This window comes from Actinoplanes sp. TBRC 11911, from assembly GCF_012933445.1.
In the GTDB taxonomy this organism is placed as follows: Bacteria; Actinomycetota; Actinomycetes; order Mycobacteriales; family Micromonosporaceae; genus Actinoplanes.
Map to the genome: position 1 here is coordinate 106341 of NZ_JABBNC010000015.1, position 14694 is coordinate 121034.

Sequence of the window (14694 nt, forward strand, 5' to 3'; positions counted from 1 at the left end):
GGTCAGTGCACCCCGGCCAAGGCCCGCGCGGACAACCGCGGAGCGGTCCGGCCCTCGATGTAGTCCAGGTACTCCTGGCGGAAATACTTGATCGTCGACATCACCGGCGTGGCCGCGCTGTCGCCGAGCGCGCAGAACGACCGGCCGTTGATGTTGTCCGCCGTGTCCAGCAGTGTGTCGAGATCCTCCACGGTGCCCTCGCCGGACAGGATCCGCCGGTACGTGTTGACCATCCAATAGGCGCCTTCGCGGCACGGCGTGCACTTGCCGCACGACTCGTGGTGGTAGAACTCCAGCCACCGCCACGTCGCGTACACCGGGTCGTCCTGCTCGCTGAAGATCTGGATGGCCGTGGTGCCCAGCAGCGAGCCGGCCGCCGCGACACTGTCGAAGTCGAGCGGCACGTCCAGGTGCTCCTCGGTGAACAGCGGGGTCGACGATCCGCCGGGCGTCCAGAACTTCAGCTTGTGGCCGGGCTTCATGCCGCCCGCGAGCTCGATCAACTCGCGCAACGTGGTGCCGAGACCACATTCGTACTGGCCAGGGTTGGCGATGCGCCCGGACAGCGAGTAGATGATCGGGCCCGGCGACTTCTCGGTGCCCATGCTGCGCCACCAGTCCGAACCGCCCAGCACGATGGGCGGCACGCTGGCGAGAGTGCCGACGTTGTTCACGACGGTCGGGCTCGCGTAGAGGCCGGCGACCGCGGGGAACGGCGGCCGCAGCCGGGGCTGCCCACGGAAGCCCTCCAGCGAGTCGAGCAGTGCGGTCTCCTCGCCGCAGATGTATGCGCCGGCGCCGCTGTGCACCACCATGTCCAGGTCGAACCCCGAGCCCAGAATATTTTGACCCAGATAACCCTTCGCGTACGCCTCGTCGATCGCGTTACGCAGCCGGCGGGACGCGTGCACCGCCTCGCCACGGATGTAGATGAACGCCTGGCTCGCCCGGACGGCGTACGCGGCAATGATCGCGCCCTCAATGAGCGAGTGCGGGTCGTACGTCATCAGCGGCAGGTCCTTGCAGGTGCCCGGCTCGCCCTCGTCGGCGTTGACGACCAGGTAGTGCGGCTTCCCGTCGCCCTGCGGGATGAACCCCCACTTGAGACCCGTCGGGAAGCCCGCACCGCCCCGGCCGCGCAGACCCGAGTCCTTGACCAGCTGGATCAGGTCGTCCGGGTGCACATCGAGGGCCTTACGCAGCGCCCGATAGCCGTCGAGCTGCTCGTAGACGTCGATCCGGTACGCGTCCGGCGTGAGCCACCGCTTGGTGAGGACCGGGGTGAGCTTGCGGAGAACTTCGGGGCGGGGCTCCGCGTACGAGGTCTCGATGGTCATGCTTGTCACCTTCCGCACGTGCGGTTGTTGCTAGCTGCAGGGAGACGACGCAGCGGCATCGGATGTGACAGCGAACGGCACGTGAAGTGCTTCACACGTCGGTGCTGATCAGCCCAATACGGTCAGGGCGGCGTCGACGGTGCTGGTGAGCTCGTCGCGGTCGGGGCGGACCGTGCCGACGACCCGCAGCCCCTGGATCGTCATGACGAAGAACCGGGCCAGAGCGCGGGGGTCCTTGCCGGCGGCGATCTGGCCCTGCTGCTGCGCGGCGGCGAGGCCCTCGTGCAGGGCTTCCTCCATCACGTCCATGGTGTTGCGGACGCGGGCCGCGACCTGGGGATCGACCGGTAAGCGCTCGGCGGTGGCGCCGATGATGAGGCAGCAGCGGGTGCCCCGCGCGTCCACCGCGAGATCCACCAGTGACAGCAGCGCGCTGCGGAGCACGTCGTGAATGGGCTGCCCGGCGCGCAGCCGGTCGGTGATGCGCTGCGACAGGAACTCGCGGTAGCGGTCGAGGGCCACCAGGTAGAGGTTCTCCTTGCTGCCGAACGCCGCGTAGAGAGAGCCGCGCTGCACGCCGGTGACCTCGACGATGTCCTGGATGCTGGTGCCCTCGTAGCCGCGGCTCCAGAACAGGTCCATGGCCGCGGTGATCGCGGCGTCGGTGTCGAACTCCCGGGTGCGGGCCATGGTGATCCTTTCGCTGGCGCGCCCTATCTTGACTCAGCGTTCCAGAAAACGCTAGCGTCTGGCCATTCTTGAACGATCGGACCAGAAATCAGGGGGCGCCGTGAGTGTTGCGGGACCGTACGACGACGACATCTTGAATTCGGACAGGACGATCTACACGCCCGGTGACGCCGGCGTGATGAGCTGGGTGTCCGGCGACGTCTACCGCGTCGCGGCCTCGCGCGAGGACGGCGTCGGACGGATCGGGTTCATCGACGGGATCGTGCCGGTCGGCGGCGGCCCGATCGCGCACGTGCACAAGAAGTCGGACGAGAGCTTCTTCGTCGCCTCGGGGACGATCGCGTTTCTGAGCGGGACCAAGACGATCGCGGCCGAGCCCGGTTCCTTCGTGCACGTTCCGCAGGGCACGCTGCACCGGTTCAAGAACGTCGGCGACGTCGAAGCCCGGTTGCTGTTCTTCTTCAACCCGGCCGGGCCGGAGCTGATGTTCAACTACGCCGGGGACAAGCCGGCGCCGGGCTCGGCGCCGATCGTGTGGGACGCGGACCGGTTCGCCGAGGCGCTCGACGCCGTGGCGCACCTCGACGTCGACATCTTCCCGCACCCGGAGCTCGACCATCTGTTCCGCCCCGGGCCGGGCGCCGGCGGAGTGTGATCGCGGAGCGAGGCCGGTCGGTGGGGGTGCCGACCGGCCCCGCCGATCACTGGCCGCGGAGCTCGGAAAGGTGGTCCCGGACGAACTCGGTGATGTCGTGGGCCGGGCGGCCCATCAGCCGGGGGAAGTCGTCGGTGGTGCGGTCGCCCCAGCCGTCGGCGTAGGCCCGGGCGTACTCGGTGTTGACGCCCGCGAACCAGGAGCTGAAGCCGGCGTCGAGCATCATCTGCTGGAACTCGTCGAACCCCAGCGGGTGGTACTTCGTCGGCCGGCCGGTCACCTCGCCGATGGCGGCGGCGTAGTCGTAGAGGGAGATGCTGCGCGGGCCGGAGATGGTGTAGACCTGCGACGCGTGCGCCGCCGGGTCCAGCAGGATCTTGGCGCCGAACGCCCCGATGTCCTCGGCGTCGATCATGGCGACCCGCCCGTCCTGCAGGCCGCCGTACAGCGCGTCGCCCTGCAGCGATCCGTACAGGTTCTGCATGAAATAGAACGGTCGGATGATCGTCCAGTCGAAGTCGCCGTAGCGCAGCTCGATCTCGGAGAGCGCGTGCAGGCGGCCGTTGCGGGTCGGCGCGTCGTGCCCGGCGCCGATCGCGGACATCCGCACGACATGCGACACGCCGGCTTCCCGGGCCGCCACGAGCGCGTTCGACGTCTGATGGGGCGAGATTGCCGCGTACGCCGACAGCAGCCACAACGTGTCCACGCCGCGGAAGGCGTCGCCCAGGGTGGCGGGCTCGTCGAGGTCACCTTGCACGAACTCGATGCCGGGGAGGTCGGGCACGCGGGCGAGGTCGCGCACGAGCGCTCGCACGGGCGGGTGGTCGGCCTCGGCGAGGCCGCGCAGAACTTCGGTAGAGACGGTGCCTGTCGTCCCCGTGACCAGAATCGTCACGTCGTGGGTCCCTTCCTTGACGATAAGAAAGTCCATGTATTGGACTGTCCAGGATCTGGACTATACTACGGGCATGATGTGGGCAGCCGGCTTCCGGACCGCGGTGATCGACCCCTACGACCGGCTGCAGTTCGCCGAGCCACGGGGCTTCGACGGCCAGACCGTGCGCCAGGTGCTGCACATGGCCGGCGGGGGAGAGGCGCTCCGGGTGCGCCTGACGAACCAGTACGGGCGTGCCCCGTTGTCCGTCGGGGCCGCGTCGGTCGCCGTCGGTCGCCGGCGGGCCGTCCTCACCCTGGGCGGCGCGGACCGCTTCGTTGTCGAGGCGGGCGAGGAGGCCGTCCTCGACCCGGTGGAGCTGAGCGTCGCCGCCGGCACGAACGTGCTCCTCGACCTTCACTTCCCGGAGAAGACGGGTCTCGCCACCTATTCGCACAGGCCGGCCGAGCTCGCCCTCATCGGGCCCGGGAACGAGCGGGTGGAGGCACGATATTTCGTCTCGGGCATCGACGTGCTCGTCCCGGACGGCACCGCGATCGCCGTGGCGTTCGGCGACTCCTGGTTCGAGGGGGTCGGCACCACGATCGGCGCGAATCATCGCTCGGTGGACTTCCTCAACCTGCGCCTCGACAGCGGGTGGGTGGTCAACCAGGGCATCGCCGGGAACCGGCTGTTACGCGACGGGGTCGGGGACCATGCGGCCGCGCGTTTCGACCGGGACGTTCTCGCGGTGCCCGCGGTGACGCACGTCCTGCTGCATTTCGGGATCAACGACCTCGCGCTGCCCGCGTTGCTCGGCGAAGCCCCGGTCACCGCCGGCGAGCTCATCGACGGATTCGCCGGCCTGGCCGATCGCGCGCACCGGGCCGGACTGACGATCCTGGCCGCCACCATCAGCCCCTTCGACGGCGCCGACCACCGCATTCGGCACGAGGTCAACGACTGGATCCGTACGACCAAGGCCGTTGACGCGGTTTTCGATGTCGCCCGGGCCGTCGCGGATCCGCATTCTCCCGATCGCATCCGGGCCGCCCTCGGCGCCGGCGACGGCATGCATCTCAACGACCGGGGCGCGGCGGTCATGGCCGGCACCGTCGATCCCGGCCTTCTGAGGTCATAGGCAACGCCTATGACCGTGGTACGCGAACTGCTCTACCGGCCGCATCCGGCGGTGCCGACGCTTGGTTGGTGACCACTCTCGCGGGGCGACTCACCCACGGCTTCATCCCGGCGCCGGCTGCCGGGCTCGGCGCGGCCGTGCTCATCGGCGTCGTCGCCAGCGAGCTGGGCCGGATGGTTCCGGTGGTGGGCGGGCCCGTCTTCGCCGTCGTCGCCGGGGTGCTGCTCAGCCCCCTGGTGCGGTCCCGGTCCGGAGCGCTGGGGCCGGGGCTGGCCGTGGCCAAGGGCCCGGTGCTGCAGGTGTCGGTCGTGCTGCTCGGCGCGCAGTTGTCGCTGGGTGAGGTGCTGACGGCCGGCGCGGCGTCGCTGCCGGTCATGCTGAGCACGCTCACGGTCTGCCTGACGCTCGCCTGGGCGGTGGGCCGGTGGCTGCGCGTGCCCGCCGACCTGCGCACGCTGATCGGTGTGGGCACCGGCATCTGCGGCGCCTCGGCGATCGCCGCCACCACGCCGGCGATCAGGGCGAAGAGCAACGACGTGGCGTACGCGATCTCGACGATTTTTCTGTTCAATGTCGCGGCCGTTCTGATCTTCCCGCCGCTCGGGCACGCGCTCGGGCTGAGCCAGCACGCGTTCGGGCTGTTCGCGGGCACCGCCGTCAACGACACCAGTTCGGTGGTGGCGGCCGCCGGCAGCTACGGTCCGCAGGCGGTCCAGTACGCCGTGGTCGTCAAGCTCGTGCGCACGCTGATGATCATCCCGGTGGTGCTGGGGCTCACCTTCTTGACGCGGCGTCGCACGGGCACGCCGCGACCGACGGGGGAACCGGCCCGGCCCGCGATCGCGCTGGTGCCGTGGTTCCTCGTCGCGTTCCTCGGCATGGCGGCGCTGCACACCGCGGGGCTGATCCCGGCCGTCGCGCAGGGCGGGCTGCACCAGGTGGCGCTGCTGTTCATCACGATCGCGCTCGGGGCGATCGGGCTCTCCACCGACGTGCCCGCGCTGCGCCGCGCCGGGGCCCGGCCGCTGCTGCTCGGCCTGATCCTGTGGGCCGCGGTGACGGTGACCAGCCTTGGTGTGCAATACGTGGTGTGACGATGCCACTCCCGCCCTGGATCAGCGACCTGGGTGCGCTCGACCTGCTGCTCTCCGTGTCCGAGACCGGCAGCGTCGGGCGCGCCGCGCACCTGCACGGCATCACCCAGCCCAGCGCCAGCGCTCGCCTGACGAAACTGGAACAGCAGCTAGGCGTGTCGCTGCTGGTGCGCTCGCGGCGCGGGAGCGTCCTCACGCCCGCGGGCGAGGCGGTGGTCGCCTGGTCGCGCGGCCTGATCGACGCGGCGCGGACGCTCGCCGACGGGGTCCTCACGTTGCGCGCCGACCAGCAGGCCCGGCTGCGCGTCTCGGCGAGCCTCACCGTGGCGGAGTACCTGCTGCCGGCCTGGCTGCTGACGCTGCGCCGGGCCCACCCGGACGTGGACATCGCGGCCGAGGTCGCGAACAGCCACCACGTGATCGAGGCGGTCCGCTCGGGCACGGTGGACCTCGGCTTCGTCGAAGCGCCCGAGATCCCCGCCGACCTGGGCTCGCGCGTCGTCGACCAGGATCGGCTGGCGCTGGTGGTCGCGGCCGGCTACCCGCTCGCCGCGCACGCGTGGCGCGAACTGCGGCCCACCGACCTGGCCGACCAGCCGCTGCTGCTGCGCGAACCGGGCTCCGGCACCCGTGACACGTTCCTGAAGGCGCTCGAGCACGCCCTCGGTTTCCCGCCGGTGCTGCCGCACGCGATCAGCCTCGGCTCGACCACCACGATCCTGTCCACCGTCCGCGCCGGCGGCGGGATCGGCGTGATCAGCGCCCGCGCGGCCGCGTCCGCCGTCGCGGCCGGGGAGCTGGTCGAGCTGCGCGTGCAGGGGTTGACGCTGAGCCGGCCGCTGCATGTGCTGTGGCCCGGGCACGCCCCGAACGCGCTTGCCGCGGAGCTGGTGGCCATCGCGGCCGGCGCGTGATCGGCGCTACGCGGGTTTCGTCGCCGCGACGTTGAACTCGTTGTAGGTGAAGACGTTGCCCGCCTGCCGGGGGAGCGGGAAGCTGCGCCACGGCTGCGGCTGCAGGCCCAGGCTGGTGGCGAGGTCCATCAGGTCCTGGCCGGTGGTCCACCGGATGTGCGTCGGGTCGGACGCGTAGCCGCGCTCCTGCGGGCAGATGAACAGCACGGTGCCGCCGGGCTTGAGGTACGGCAGGTAGTCGCGCACCACCTGCTCGCCGGTCTCCGGCGACAGGTGCTCGATGACATGGGCCACGAGGATCCCGTCGAAGGACTCGGGCACGCGCAGCTCGGACGTCTCCCACTCCTCGACGGTCAGGGCGGTCAGGCCACGCGCGCGCGCCATCTCCACGGACGTCTTGTTGTGGTCCACGCCGACCGAGCCCGCGCCGAGCGTCTCGAGGTTGCGACCGATGCCGCAGCCGACGTCGAGCGTGCGGCCGAGCTGATGGCGCCGCAGGTTCCACTGGTAGGGCGCCTGCACGTTGAGGACCTGCTTCCAGCGGGCAGTTTCCTTGTCGTAGAGGCGCTTGGCGTAGTCCTCACCCTGCGTGTCTCGCATGGCGCGTGAGCCTACCCGACCCGGCGGCATCCATCGACAGCCGTCGGGCGGCGGCTTCGGGGGACTCGATAGATCGGTGGAGGCCGGGGATCTTCCGTCCGATTTAGACTGGCGACTCGGGCGCCGGATCCGGCTGGAGGATCACCATGTCCCACATCGATTCCGCGTACGCCTCCGGGCCGGGGCTGCTGGTTCTCGTGGGTGACCAGGTGTTCCGGTATTCCGGCGGCATCGAGCACGATGGTGTCCGCGTCGACGAGGGCTATCCGCGCCACCTCGACTCGGTCTTCCGGGAGCTGCCGGTCGAGTTCGGGAACGGCGTGGAGGCGGTGTTCGCCGACTCGGACGGGTCGTGCACCTGTTCCGGGACGGCTGGACGGCGTCGCTGCGCGGGCGGGCGGACGCCGGGAGCCGGACCGCCGAGCGCTGGGGCGTGCAAGGCCCCGCGCTGCCGAGCGGCACCGTGGACGCGGCGCTGGCCGGCCGGGACGGCCACACCTACCTGTTCAGCGGCGACCAGTACCTCCGCTACACGGGTACGGACTACTCGTTCGCCGACATCGGGTACCCGCGGGGGATCGCCGCCGACTGGGGTGGCCTCACCCGGATCGACACGTCGTTCGTGCTGGACGGCGCCACCTATCTGTTCGGCGACGGCCGCTTCGTCCGCTATTCGACCGCGGACTACACCACTCCGGACGACGGCTTCCCGCAGCCCGTCCCGGAGAACTGGTGGAATCTGCCCGGCGATCTCGCCCGGTCGTTCGACCGGGTGGACGCGGTGCTCGTCGACCGGGACAGGCTCGTCTACCTGTTCCGCGGAAACGAATGCTTCGTCCAGGACCTGAGGCGGCGTCCGTGGCGGCCGAGCCCGCTCAAAGAGCAGTGGGACAGCCTGCCGTTCGCCCAGGTGGACGCCGCGTTCGCCACCGACGACGGCCGGACGTACGTGTTCTCGGGCGATCGTTTTGTGCGCTATTCGGACCCCGCCCACACCCGCCTCGACGACGGGTTTCCCGCCATGATCTCCGCGTTCTGGGGCAAGACGGTGAACCTGATCGCGAGCGGCGGACGGGTCGACGCGGCGCTGGCCCTGGACGACCACACGTACCTGTTCTCCGGCGATCAGTTCGTCCGCTACACCGGTACGGCGTACGAGACGGTCGACGGCGGCTATCCACGCCTGCTGTCCGCGCTGAACCGGGAGCCCCGGCTGACCAACCTGGCCGTCGAGCTGACCGGCGTGGACGCGGCGTTCGCCGACCGCGGCACCGTCTATCTGGTCAGCGGCGAAGCGATACACGCCGTGTCGGCCACGGCCTACCGGCGCTACGCCGATCTCGTACCGGATCCGCCGGGTTGCCTGTTCGCGGACGCCGGCGGGGTGTACGCCGAGCACCAGGCCGGCGGGTGGCATCACTACAACGCGCTGGAGGGCCCGGACCTGGGCGCGAGGCCGGACGAGCCGGACGCGCTGCGCACGGTGCCGCAGGCGTTCCGCACCGGGCTCGACGCCGTGCTGACGGCCCCGGACGGCAACGTGCACCTGTTCAAGGGGACGACCTGCTTCGACGGCCGGCTGCGCCGCGAGCAGCCCATCGTGGAAAGGTGGGGGCGAGCCCGGAACACCATCGATCAGGACAACAGCGTCGACGCCGCGTTCGTCGGGGTGGACGGCAAGACGTACGTGTTCAGCGGCGACCAGTTCGTGGTGTACGCCGGACCGCGTTACGCCGGCGTGGTGGTCGACGACGGCCCGCTCCCGGTGGCCGACCATTGGGGTGGGCTGACCGGCGTGGCGTTGGCGTACGTGCAGGAAGGTGTCACGTATTTGTTCGAGCCGCCCGGCCCCGGGGGCGAGATGCGCTACGTCGCGTACTCGGGCCCGGACTACGCGACGCCCGACGGTGGCGAACCACGGTGGACCGGGCCCGAGTTCTGGAATCTGCCGCGCCACGACACGCAGCCGGTCGCGGTGCTGTCCACCGGCGGGATCCTGCAGGCGATCGCCGGCGACATGGTGATGCGCTACGACCCCGCCACCGGGACCTGGTCGTCGCCGCGCCCGTTCGCGCGGACCTGGCCCGGGATCGACGATCCGGCCGGGTTGCGGACCGCGTTCACCGGCCTCGACGGCACCACCTACTTCTTCCTCCAGCACGAGTTCATCCAGCACAGCGGCCGGGCCGCCATCGTCCGCGGCGCGATCCGCGAGCAGTGGGGACTGACCCGCACCACCGACGTCGTGACGGTGGACGCCGCGGTGGTGGCCGGCGAGCACACGTTTGTGTTCTCCGGCGACCGGTACGCGCGTTACTCGGACATTGCCTACCTTTTTCCGGATACGGGATATCCGAAGCCGATCGTCGGCAACCTGCGCCGCGAGACGGCGTTCGCGAACCTGCCGGCCGCCTTCGACGACGAACTGGCGCGACGCTTCGCGGCCGGCAACCCCGCGATGATCGACGCGGCGGTGGCTCGCGGGCGGACCACGTATCTGTTCACCGGTCGCACCTGCCACGCGGTCTCCACCAGCGTGACCGCAACCTACGCCACCGAAAGGCTCACGCGCGTCTGAGGGCGACCGTCGCCCGATAGGCGGTCGCGTAGATCATGCCGGCCCAGCCGTCCGGGCTGCGGAAGGCGAGGCTGGTCGCGCCGTGCTCGGCCCGGTCGGCGACGATCGTGAACGCACGTTGCGGCAGCTCGCCGCGGTAGAACGACAGCACCGCCTGCGGACCTGGTTCGGTCAGGGTGAACGACGCGCCGGCCTCGTGATCGGACAGAGCGGTCACCCGGCTGCCGGGCGGTAAGAGAAAGGCGGACGGCACATTCCGTACGCCGGTGCCGGTCCTCGCCGCGGCCGGGGCGTCCTGGGCGGCCGGCCGGGTGTGGCTGGTGCGCGCCGGCGCGATCGTGACGGCTTCGGTGTGCCGCGTGCCGGCGGCGGCGGGGCTGCCACCGGCGCCCAGGCCGGTGACGGCGAACAGCGTGGCCAGCAAGGTGGCGATCCGCCTGGCGATCATGCGTTGCCTTCCTCCCGCGACCCGGTCCGTTGCCATTCTCGTTGATCCGGTCAACATGGTCGGGGCGCGCGGTCAACCCGCACGATGAGCTGGTACGAACCGGTGTGTGGCGAGCGGCACAGCGGTGCGGGTGGAGAAAGGGCACCCGGGCAACGTTTGATCGACGCGATGGGTATCGGTAGCGGAGTCCGTCCGCCGTGGGCCGGGCGAGGTGGATTCCGGGGTCAGGTCGCGCTGTGGATTGTCGTCGCCGTGGCCGGGTTGGTGTTGATCGGCCTCGTGTGCGCGGCGGCGCGGCGTGCCGACGTTTTCGTCCTTGGCCTGCTCATCGCGGTGGCGGTGGGTGTCGGTGCGGTCACGGTTTCGCTCGCTCGGCGTGCGACGGAATCCGAGCGCGCTCGCGGCGATCTGGTCGACGATCAGGCGGCGTTGCGGCGGGTGGCCACTCTGGTCGCCGGCGGCGCCGCGCCCGCGGCGGTGTTCGCCGCGATCGCCGACGAGCTTGCCCTGCTGATCGGCGCGGAAGCCAGTTTCGTGGCCAAGGTGGACGAGCGTGCGGACGAGGCCGATCCGTGGGTCACCATCGTCGCTTCCTACGGGCGGCCGGTCACGACGGCGTCGGTCGGGATGAGTTTCGCCCTCAAGCGCGGCAGATTGCTGCGTACCGCGATCGACGCCGGTAAGCCGACCCGGTTTGTCGGCGAACAGCTCAGCGACGGGCCGTTGAGCGTCGTCGTCGCGGAACTGGGGCTGCGGGACGCGATCGCCGCGCCCATCTTCGTCGGCGCACGCCTCTGGGGCATGACGGGGGTGGCGTCCACCAAGGACTTCCAGCCCGCCGCCGAGTCCCGCATCGCCGACTTCATCGAACTCGCCGCGACGGCCATCGCCAGCACCGAGGCCAGCACGGAAATCTCCCGGTTAGCGGACATGCACGCGTCGCTTCGCCGGCTCGCCCTGCTCATCGCCCGCGGCGAGTCGCCCGAGGTGGTGTATTACGCGGTCACCAAGGAGGTGCTCCGCTACTTCGGCGAAGGCGGCACCGCGCGGCTGATGCGCTACGAGCCGGACGGCACCGTCACTCTCCTGGCCAGCGCGGGCGCGACCAGGCCACCGGTCATCGTCGGGGCCGCGTGGGAACGCCGGCCGCCGGACGGGATCCTGGAAACCGTGCGCCGGACCGGACGGCCCGCCCGTGTCGACGACTACCGCACGCTGGCCAATGGTCAGCTGCTCGCGGATGCGGGGTTCATCTCCGCGGTCGGGATGCCGATCCATGTCAGCGGGCGGCTGTGGGGGCTGATCGCGGTGGGCACCGGGAACGGGTCGCTGCCACCCGACCTCGAGACTCGGATGACCGAGTTCACCGACCTGGTCGCCACCGCCGTCGGAGATGCCCAGAGCCGCAGCGAGCTGGCCCTCTCCCGGGCCCGGATCATCGCCGCGGCCGACGAGACGCGCCGGCGCATCGAACGTGACATGCACGACGGCATCCAGCAGAGCCTCGTCTCCCTGACGCTGCGCCTGCGTTCCGAGGCCATGGACGCGGCCGATCGCGGCGAGTCGTCCGACGAGCTGGCCGCCGGTGCGGAGGAACTCGCGACGATCGTCGACCAGATGCGAGAACTGTCCCGGGGTATCCACCCGGCTGTGTTGTCCGACTCCGGTCTGTCGCCGGCTCTGCGCGCACTGGGCCGGCGTTCTCCGCTGCCGGTGACGATCGACTTACGCATCGACGGCCGATTGCCGCTGCCGGTCGAAGTCGGCGCCTACTACGTGGTCTCGGAGATGCTCACCAACGCGGTGAAGCATGCCGATGCCTCGCGCGTCGACGTCGAGGCCGAGGTGAACGACGGTGTGCTGACACTGAGCGTCCGGGACGACGGAATCGGTGGGGCGGACCCGGGACGCGGAACCGGACTGCTCGGACTGCGGGACCGGATCGAAGCCCTGGCCGGGACCTTCGACATCGACAGCCCGCCGGGTCGAGGCACGACCGGGACCTGCCGCATTCCGGTGGTACCGCCCGCATCCTGAAGAAATCGGTATTTCGAGATCGCCTCGCGAATTGGCTGAACGGTCAAGATCGAGTTCACGTCTGGTTCATTAAGCGCTGATTCACTCCGGCTGTTCCATACAGCTAACGGCTTGATGTCGCGCCATGCCCGCTCTCTGGACGTCGACGCGACGCGAGGAGTACAACCAGATGGTTTCGAGTGACGATGCCCGCCGCAATCGTTTCGCATCGATCGCCAAACCCGGATTGAGCCGTCGCGGTTTTCTGCGGGCCAGCACCGCGGTTCTCGGTGCCGGCGCGTTGGGCGGGTGGCTGGCCGACTCGGCCGCCGCGGCGGCCAACGGGCTCGGCACCGGGGCCAGCCCGGGGACGATTCCACCGGGGCTGACCGGCACGCTCGCCGACATCAAGCACGTCGTGGTCCTGGTACAGGAAAATCGCAGTTTTGATCACTACTACGGGATGGTTCCCGGGGTGCGTGGTTTCGCGGACAAGCAGGCGCTGACATTCCAGAATGGACTCAGCGTTTTCCATCAGCCGGATCCGTCCCGATCGGACGGCGGGTATCTGCTGCCGTTCCGGCTGGTTTCCGGGAAAGTGAACGCGCTCGGGATGAACTCGTTGCCGCACGGCTGGGCGACCGATGGCATTCCGATGTGGAACAAAGGCGCGTGGGACCGCTGGACGACGTACAAGACCCCGCAGACGATGGGGTATTTCACCGAGGACGACATTCCGTGGCATTGGGCGCTCGTCAACAACTGGACGATCTGCGACCACAACCACTGCTCGTTCAACGGCTCCACGGATCCGAACCGGTTCTACATGTGGAGCGGGACGATCGACCCGAACGGCGTCGCCGGTGGGCCGGAGCTGAGCAACCCGCCGTCCGGTAACCCGTCCTGGACGTCGCTCTACGACCTGATGCAGGACGCGGGCGTCGACTGGCGCGCGATGGCGGGAGCGGGCAGCGCCAACGACATGGGGGCGCGATCGTTCGCCCGCATCCACGCGGCCGCCACCTCCGCCGATCCGGCGGTGCGCGACCAGGCCGTACGGGGGAAATTGGTGGATTCTCCGCCGCTGGTCCTGCTGCCCAACCCGACCGATCCGGCCAACATCGACCTGATCCTGGCCGACTTCATCAAGGCGTGCGCGGACAACACCCTGCCCGAGGTGGCGTTCATCAACTCGGGCAACGGGTGGGACGAGCACCCGGCCAGCACCGATCGCGGGATGGCCTTCACGTATCGCGTGATCCAGGCGATGGCCTCCAACCCGGACGTCTGGAACTCCACGCTGCTGATCACCACCTACGACGAGAACGACGGGCTCTTCGACCACGTCCTGCCGCCGATGGCCGAGCTCGGCACCAAGGACGAGTTCGTCAAGGGCAATCCGCTGGGCCCGGGCGGCCGGGTGCCGCTGATGCTGATCTCGCCGTGGACGCGGCACAACGGCGGCGCGGTCAGCTCCGAGGTCTTCGACCACACGTCGGTGACGCAGTTCCTCGAGGTGTGGCTGCGGCAGGCGCGCGGGAAGACGATCCACAACCCCAACATCACCGACTGGCGGCGCACCGTCTGCGGCGATCTGGTGTCCGCGTTCGACTTCGCGCATCCCGACTTCTCGGTGCCCGAACTGCCCGACGCCACCGTGCTGGTCGCCGCCGTCGCCGCGGACCAGAAGCTGCCGGTTGCCGCGCCCCCACCGGTCGGGCAGCAGACCATGCCGGTGCCGGCGGCGGAGGACCCGGCGAACCGGCGGGTGCGGCGGCCCGTCCCGTACCAGCAGAACGCGGTGATGTCGGCGGACGGCTCGACCGGCGCCGTGACGGTGACCCTGTCGAACGACGGCACCTCCGGCTGCAGCCTGCTCGTCTACCCGGACGCGTACCTGCCGCTGCGCGCCACGCCGTACACGGTGGTGAAGGGGACGCCGCGCACGCACGTCTGGGATTCGCGGGTGACCGGCGGCCGGTACGCGATGTCGATCTACGGCGCGGACCGGTTCATCCGCTCGTTCGCCGGGACGGTGCGGCACGACGGCATGGGCATCGGCGCGGCCCCGACCGCGACCTCCGAGCTGGTGACCGGCGCCGGGCGGCTACTGCGGATCCACCTCGGCAACGAGGGCCTGAACCCGGTCGTGTTCGGCCTGACGCCGAACGACTACGCGGGCACGGCACAGACGGTGGTCGTCGACGGCGCCGGCACCGCGACGGTGGACTGGCCGGTCGATCAGGACGGCTACTACGACGTGATCATCACCGACACCTCGGACAGCGGGTTCCGCCACCGCTACGCCGGACGTATCAACGCGACTGCCTGACCGGAGAGTTGA

The 14694-nt window shown here is 70.1% G+C and carries 12 protein-coding genes; 7 read left to right on the forward strand and 5 right to left on the reverse strand.

The genetic code is table 11. The features are described 5' to 3' along the window. Window positions 1–2: 2 nt before the first annotated feature. Both nuoF and HH310_RS21580 read right to left on the reverse strand, forming a co-directional pair. Complete coding sequence (gene nuoF, locus HH310_RS21575) at window positions 3–1337, reverse strand: NADH-quinone oxidoreductase subunit NuoF (protein ID WP_169177406.1); 1335 nt, start codon at window positions 1335–1337, stop codon at window positions 3–5. A 108-nt stretch (window positions 1338–1445) separates the two neighbouring features. Further along, on the reverse strand, window positions 1446–2027 hold the full coding sequence (locus HH310_RS21580; RefSeq protein WP_169177407.1) for a TetR/AcrR family transcriptional regulator: 582 nt from the start codon (window positions 2025–2027) through the stop codon (window positions 1446–1448). A gap of 100 nt (window positions 2028–2127) precedes the next feature. Between HH310_RS21580 and HH310_RS21585 the strand changes: the two genes are divergently transcribed. Beyond that, window positions 2128–2682: a cupin domain-containing protein gene (locus HH310_RS21585; RefSeq protein ID WP_169177408.1), complete on the forward strand. Its 555-nt coding sequence runs from the start codon at window positions 2128–2130 to the stop codon at window positions 2680–2682. A 46-nt stretch (window positions 2683–2728) separates the two neighbouring features. Here the strand turns inward: HH310_RS21585 and HH310_RS21590 are convergent, their stop codons facing one another. Then, window positions 2729–3616: an NAD(P)H-binding protein gene (locus tag HH310_RS21590; protein ID WP_169177409.1), complete on the reverse strand. Its 888-nt coding sequence runs from the start codon at window positions 3614–3616 to the stop codon at window positions 2729–2731. Window positions 3617–3653: 37 nt separating this feature from the next. On the opposite strand from HH310_RS21590, the gene HH310_RS21595 reads away from it, so the two are divergent. The 3 genes from HH310_RS21595 to HH310_RS21605 all read left to right on the forward strand — a co-directional run bounded on the left by HH310_RS21595 (window position 3654) and on the right by HH310_RS21605 (window position 6708). Continuing rightward, window positions 3654–4700 (forward strand): GDSL-type esterase/lipase family protein, encoded by a 1047-nt coding sequence (locus HH310_RS21595; protein WP_169177410.1) that lies wholly within the window; start codon window positions 3654–3656, stop codon window positions 4698–4700. A gap of 68 nt (window positions 4701–4768) precedes the next feature. Continuing rightward, window positions 4769–5794, forward strand: coding sequence for a putative sulfate exporter family transporter (locus HH310_RS21600; protein WP_169177411.1), 1026 nt, complete (start codon window positions 4769–4771; stop codon window positions 5792–5794). A gap of 2 nt (window positions 5795–5796) precedes the next feature. Then, entirely contained in the window at window positions 5797–6708 is a 912-nt protein-coding gene (locus HH310_RS21605; RefSeq protein WP_169177461.1) for a LysR substrate-binding domain-containing protein, read from the forward strand. A 6-nt stretch (window positions 6709–6714) separates the two neighbouring features. Here HH310_RS21605 and HH310_RS21610 read toward each other — a convergent pair whose 3' ends face one another. Further along, entirely contained in the window at window positions 6715–7308 is a 594-nt protein-coding gene (locus tag HH310_RS21610; protein ID WP_211192451.1) for a bifunctional 2-polyprenyl-6-hydroxyphenol methylase/3-demethylubiquinol 3-O-methyltransferase UbiG, read from the reverse strand. A gap of 352 nt (window positions 7309–7660) precedes the next feature. Between HH310_RS21610 and HH310_RS21615 the strand changes: the two genes are divergently transcribed. Then, the gene (locus HH310_RS21615) at window positions 7661–9886 is read left to right on the forward strand and encodes a hemopexin repeat-containing protein (protein ID WP_169177413.1); all 2226 of its coding nucleotides are present in this window, start codon (window positions 7661–7663) and stop codon (window positions 9884–9886) included. Here HH310_RS21615 and HH310_RS21620 read toward each other — a convergent pair. Further along, a complete protein-coding gene (locus HH310_RS21620; RefSeq protein WP_169177414.1) occupies window positions 9873–10334 on the reverse strand; it encodes a hypothetical protein in 462 nt (153 codons plus the stop codon). The genes HH310_RS21615 and HH310_RS21620 overlap by 14 nt on opposite strands. A gap of 168 nt (window positions 10335–10502) precedes the next feature. On the opposite strand from HH310_RS21620, the gene HH310_RS21625 reads away from it, so the two are divergent. Beyond that, window positions 10503–12371 (forward strand): GAF domain-containing sensor histidine kinase, encoded by a 1869-nt coding sequence (locus HH310_RS21625; RefSeq protein ID WP_248294243.1) that lies wholly within the window; start codon window positions 10503–10505, stop codon window positions 12369–12371. Between the two features lie 124 nt (window positions 12372–12495). Further along, window positions 12496–14682: an alkaline phosphatase family protein gene (locus HH310_RS21630; protein ID WP_169177416.1), complete on the forward strand. Its 2187-nt coding sequence runs from the start codon at window positions 12496–12498 to the stop codon at window positions 14680–14682. The last annotated feature ends 12 nt before the right edge of the window (window positions 14683–14694 follow it).

Excerpts from the sequence above, each read along its gene's own strand:
- nuoF (WP_169177406.1), bottom strand. The coding sequence starts at position 1,337 with ATGACCATCGAGACCTCGTACGCGGAGCCCCGCCCCGAAGTTCTCCGC.
- HH310_RS21580 (WP_169177407.1), bottom strand. The coding sequence starts at position 2,027 with ATGGCCCGCACCCGGGAGTTCGACACCGACGCCGCGATCACCGCGGCC.
- HH310_RS21590 (WP_169177409.1), bottom strand. The coding sequence starts at position 3,616 with ATGGACTTTCTTATCGTCAAGGAAGGGACCCACGACGTGACGATTCTG.
- HH310_RS21595 (WP_169177410.1), top strand. The coding sequence starts at position 3,654 with ATGATGTGGGCAGCCGGCTTCCGGACCGCGGTGATCGACCCCTACGAC.
- HH310_RS21605 (WP_169177461.1), top strand. The coding sequence starts at position 5,797 with ATGCCACTCCCGCCCTGGATCAGCGACCTGGGTGCGCTCGACCTGCTG.
- HH310_RS21610 (WP_211192451.1), bottom strand. The coding sequence starts at position 7,308 with ATGCGAGACACGCAGGGTGAGGACTACGCCAAGCGCCTCTACGACAAG.
- HH310_RS21620 (WP_169177414.1), bottom strand. The coding sequence starts at position 10,334 with ATGATCGCCAGGCGGATCGCCACCTTGCTGGCCACGCTGTTCGCCGTC.
- HH310_RS21625 (WP_248294243.1), top strand. The coding sequence starts at position 10,503 with ATGGGTATCGGTAGCGGAGTCCGTCCGCCGTGGGCCGGGCGAGGTGGA.
- HH310_RS21630 (WP_169177416.1), top strand. The coding sequence starts at position 12,496 with ATGCCCGCTCTCTGGACGTCGACGCGACGCGAGGAGTACAACCAGATG.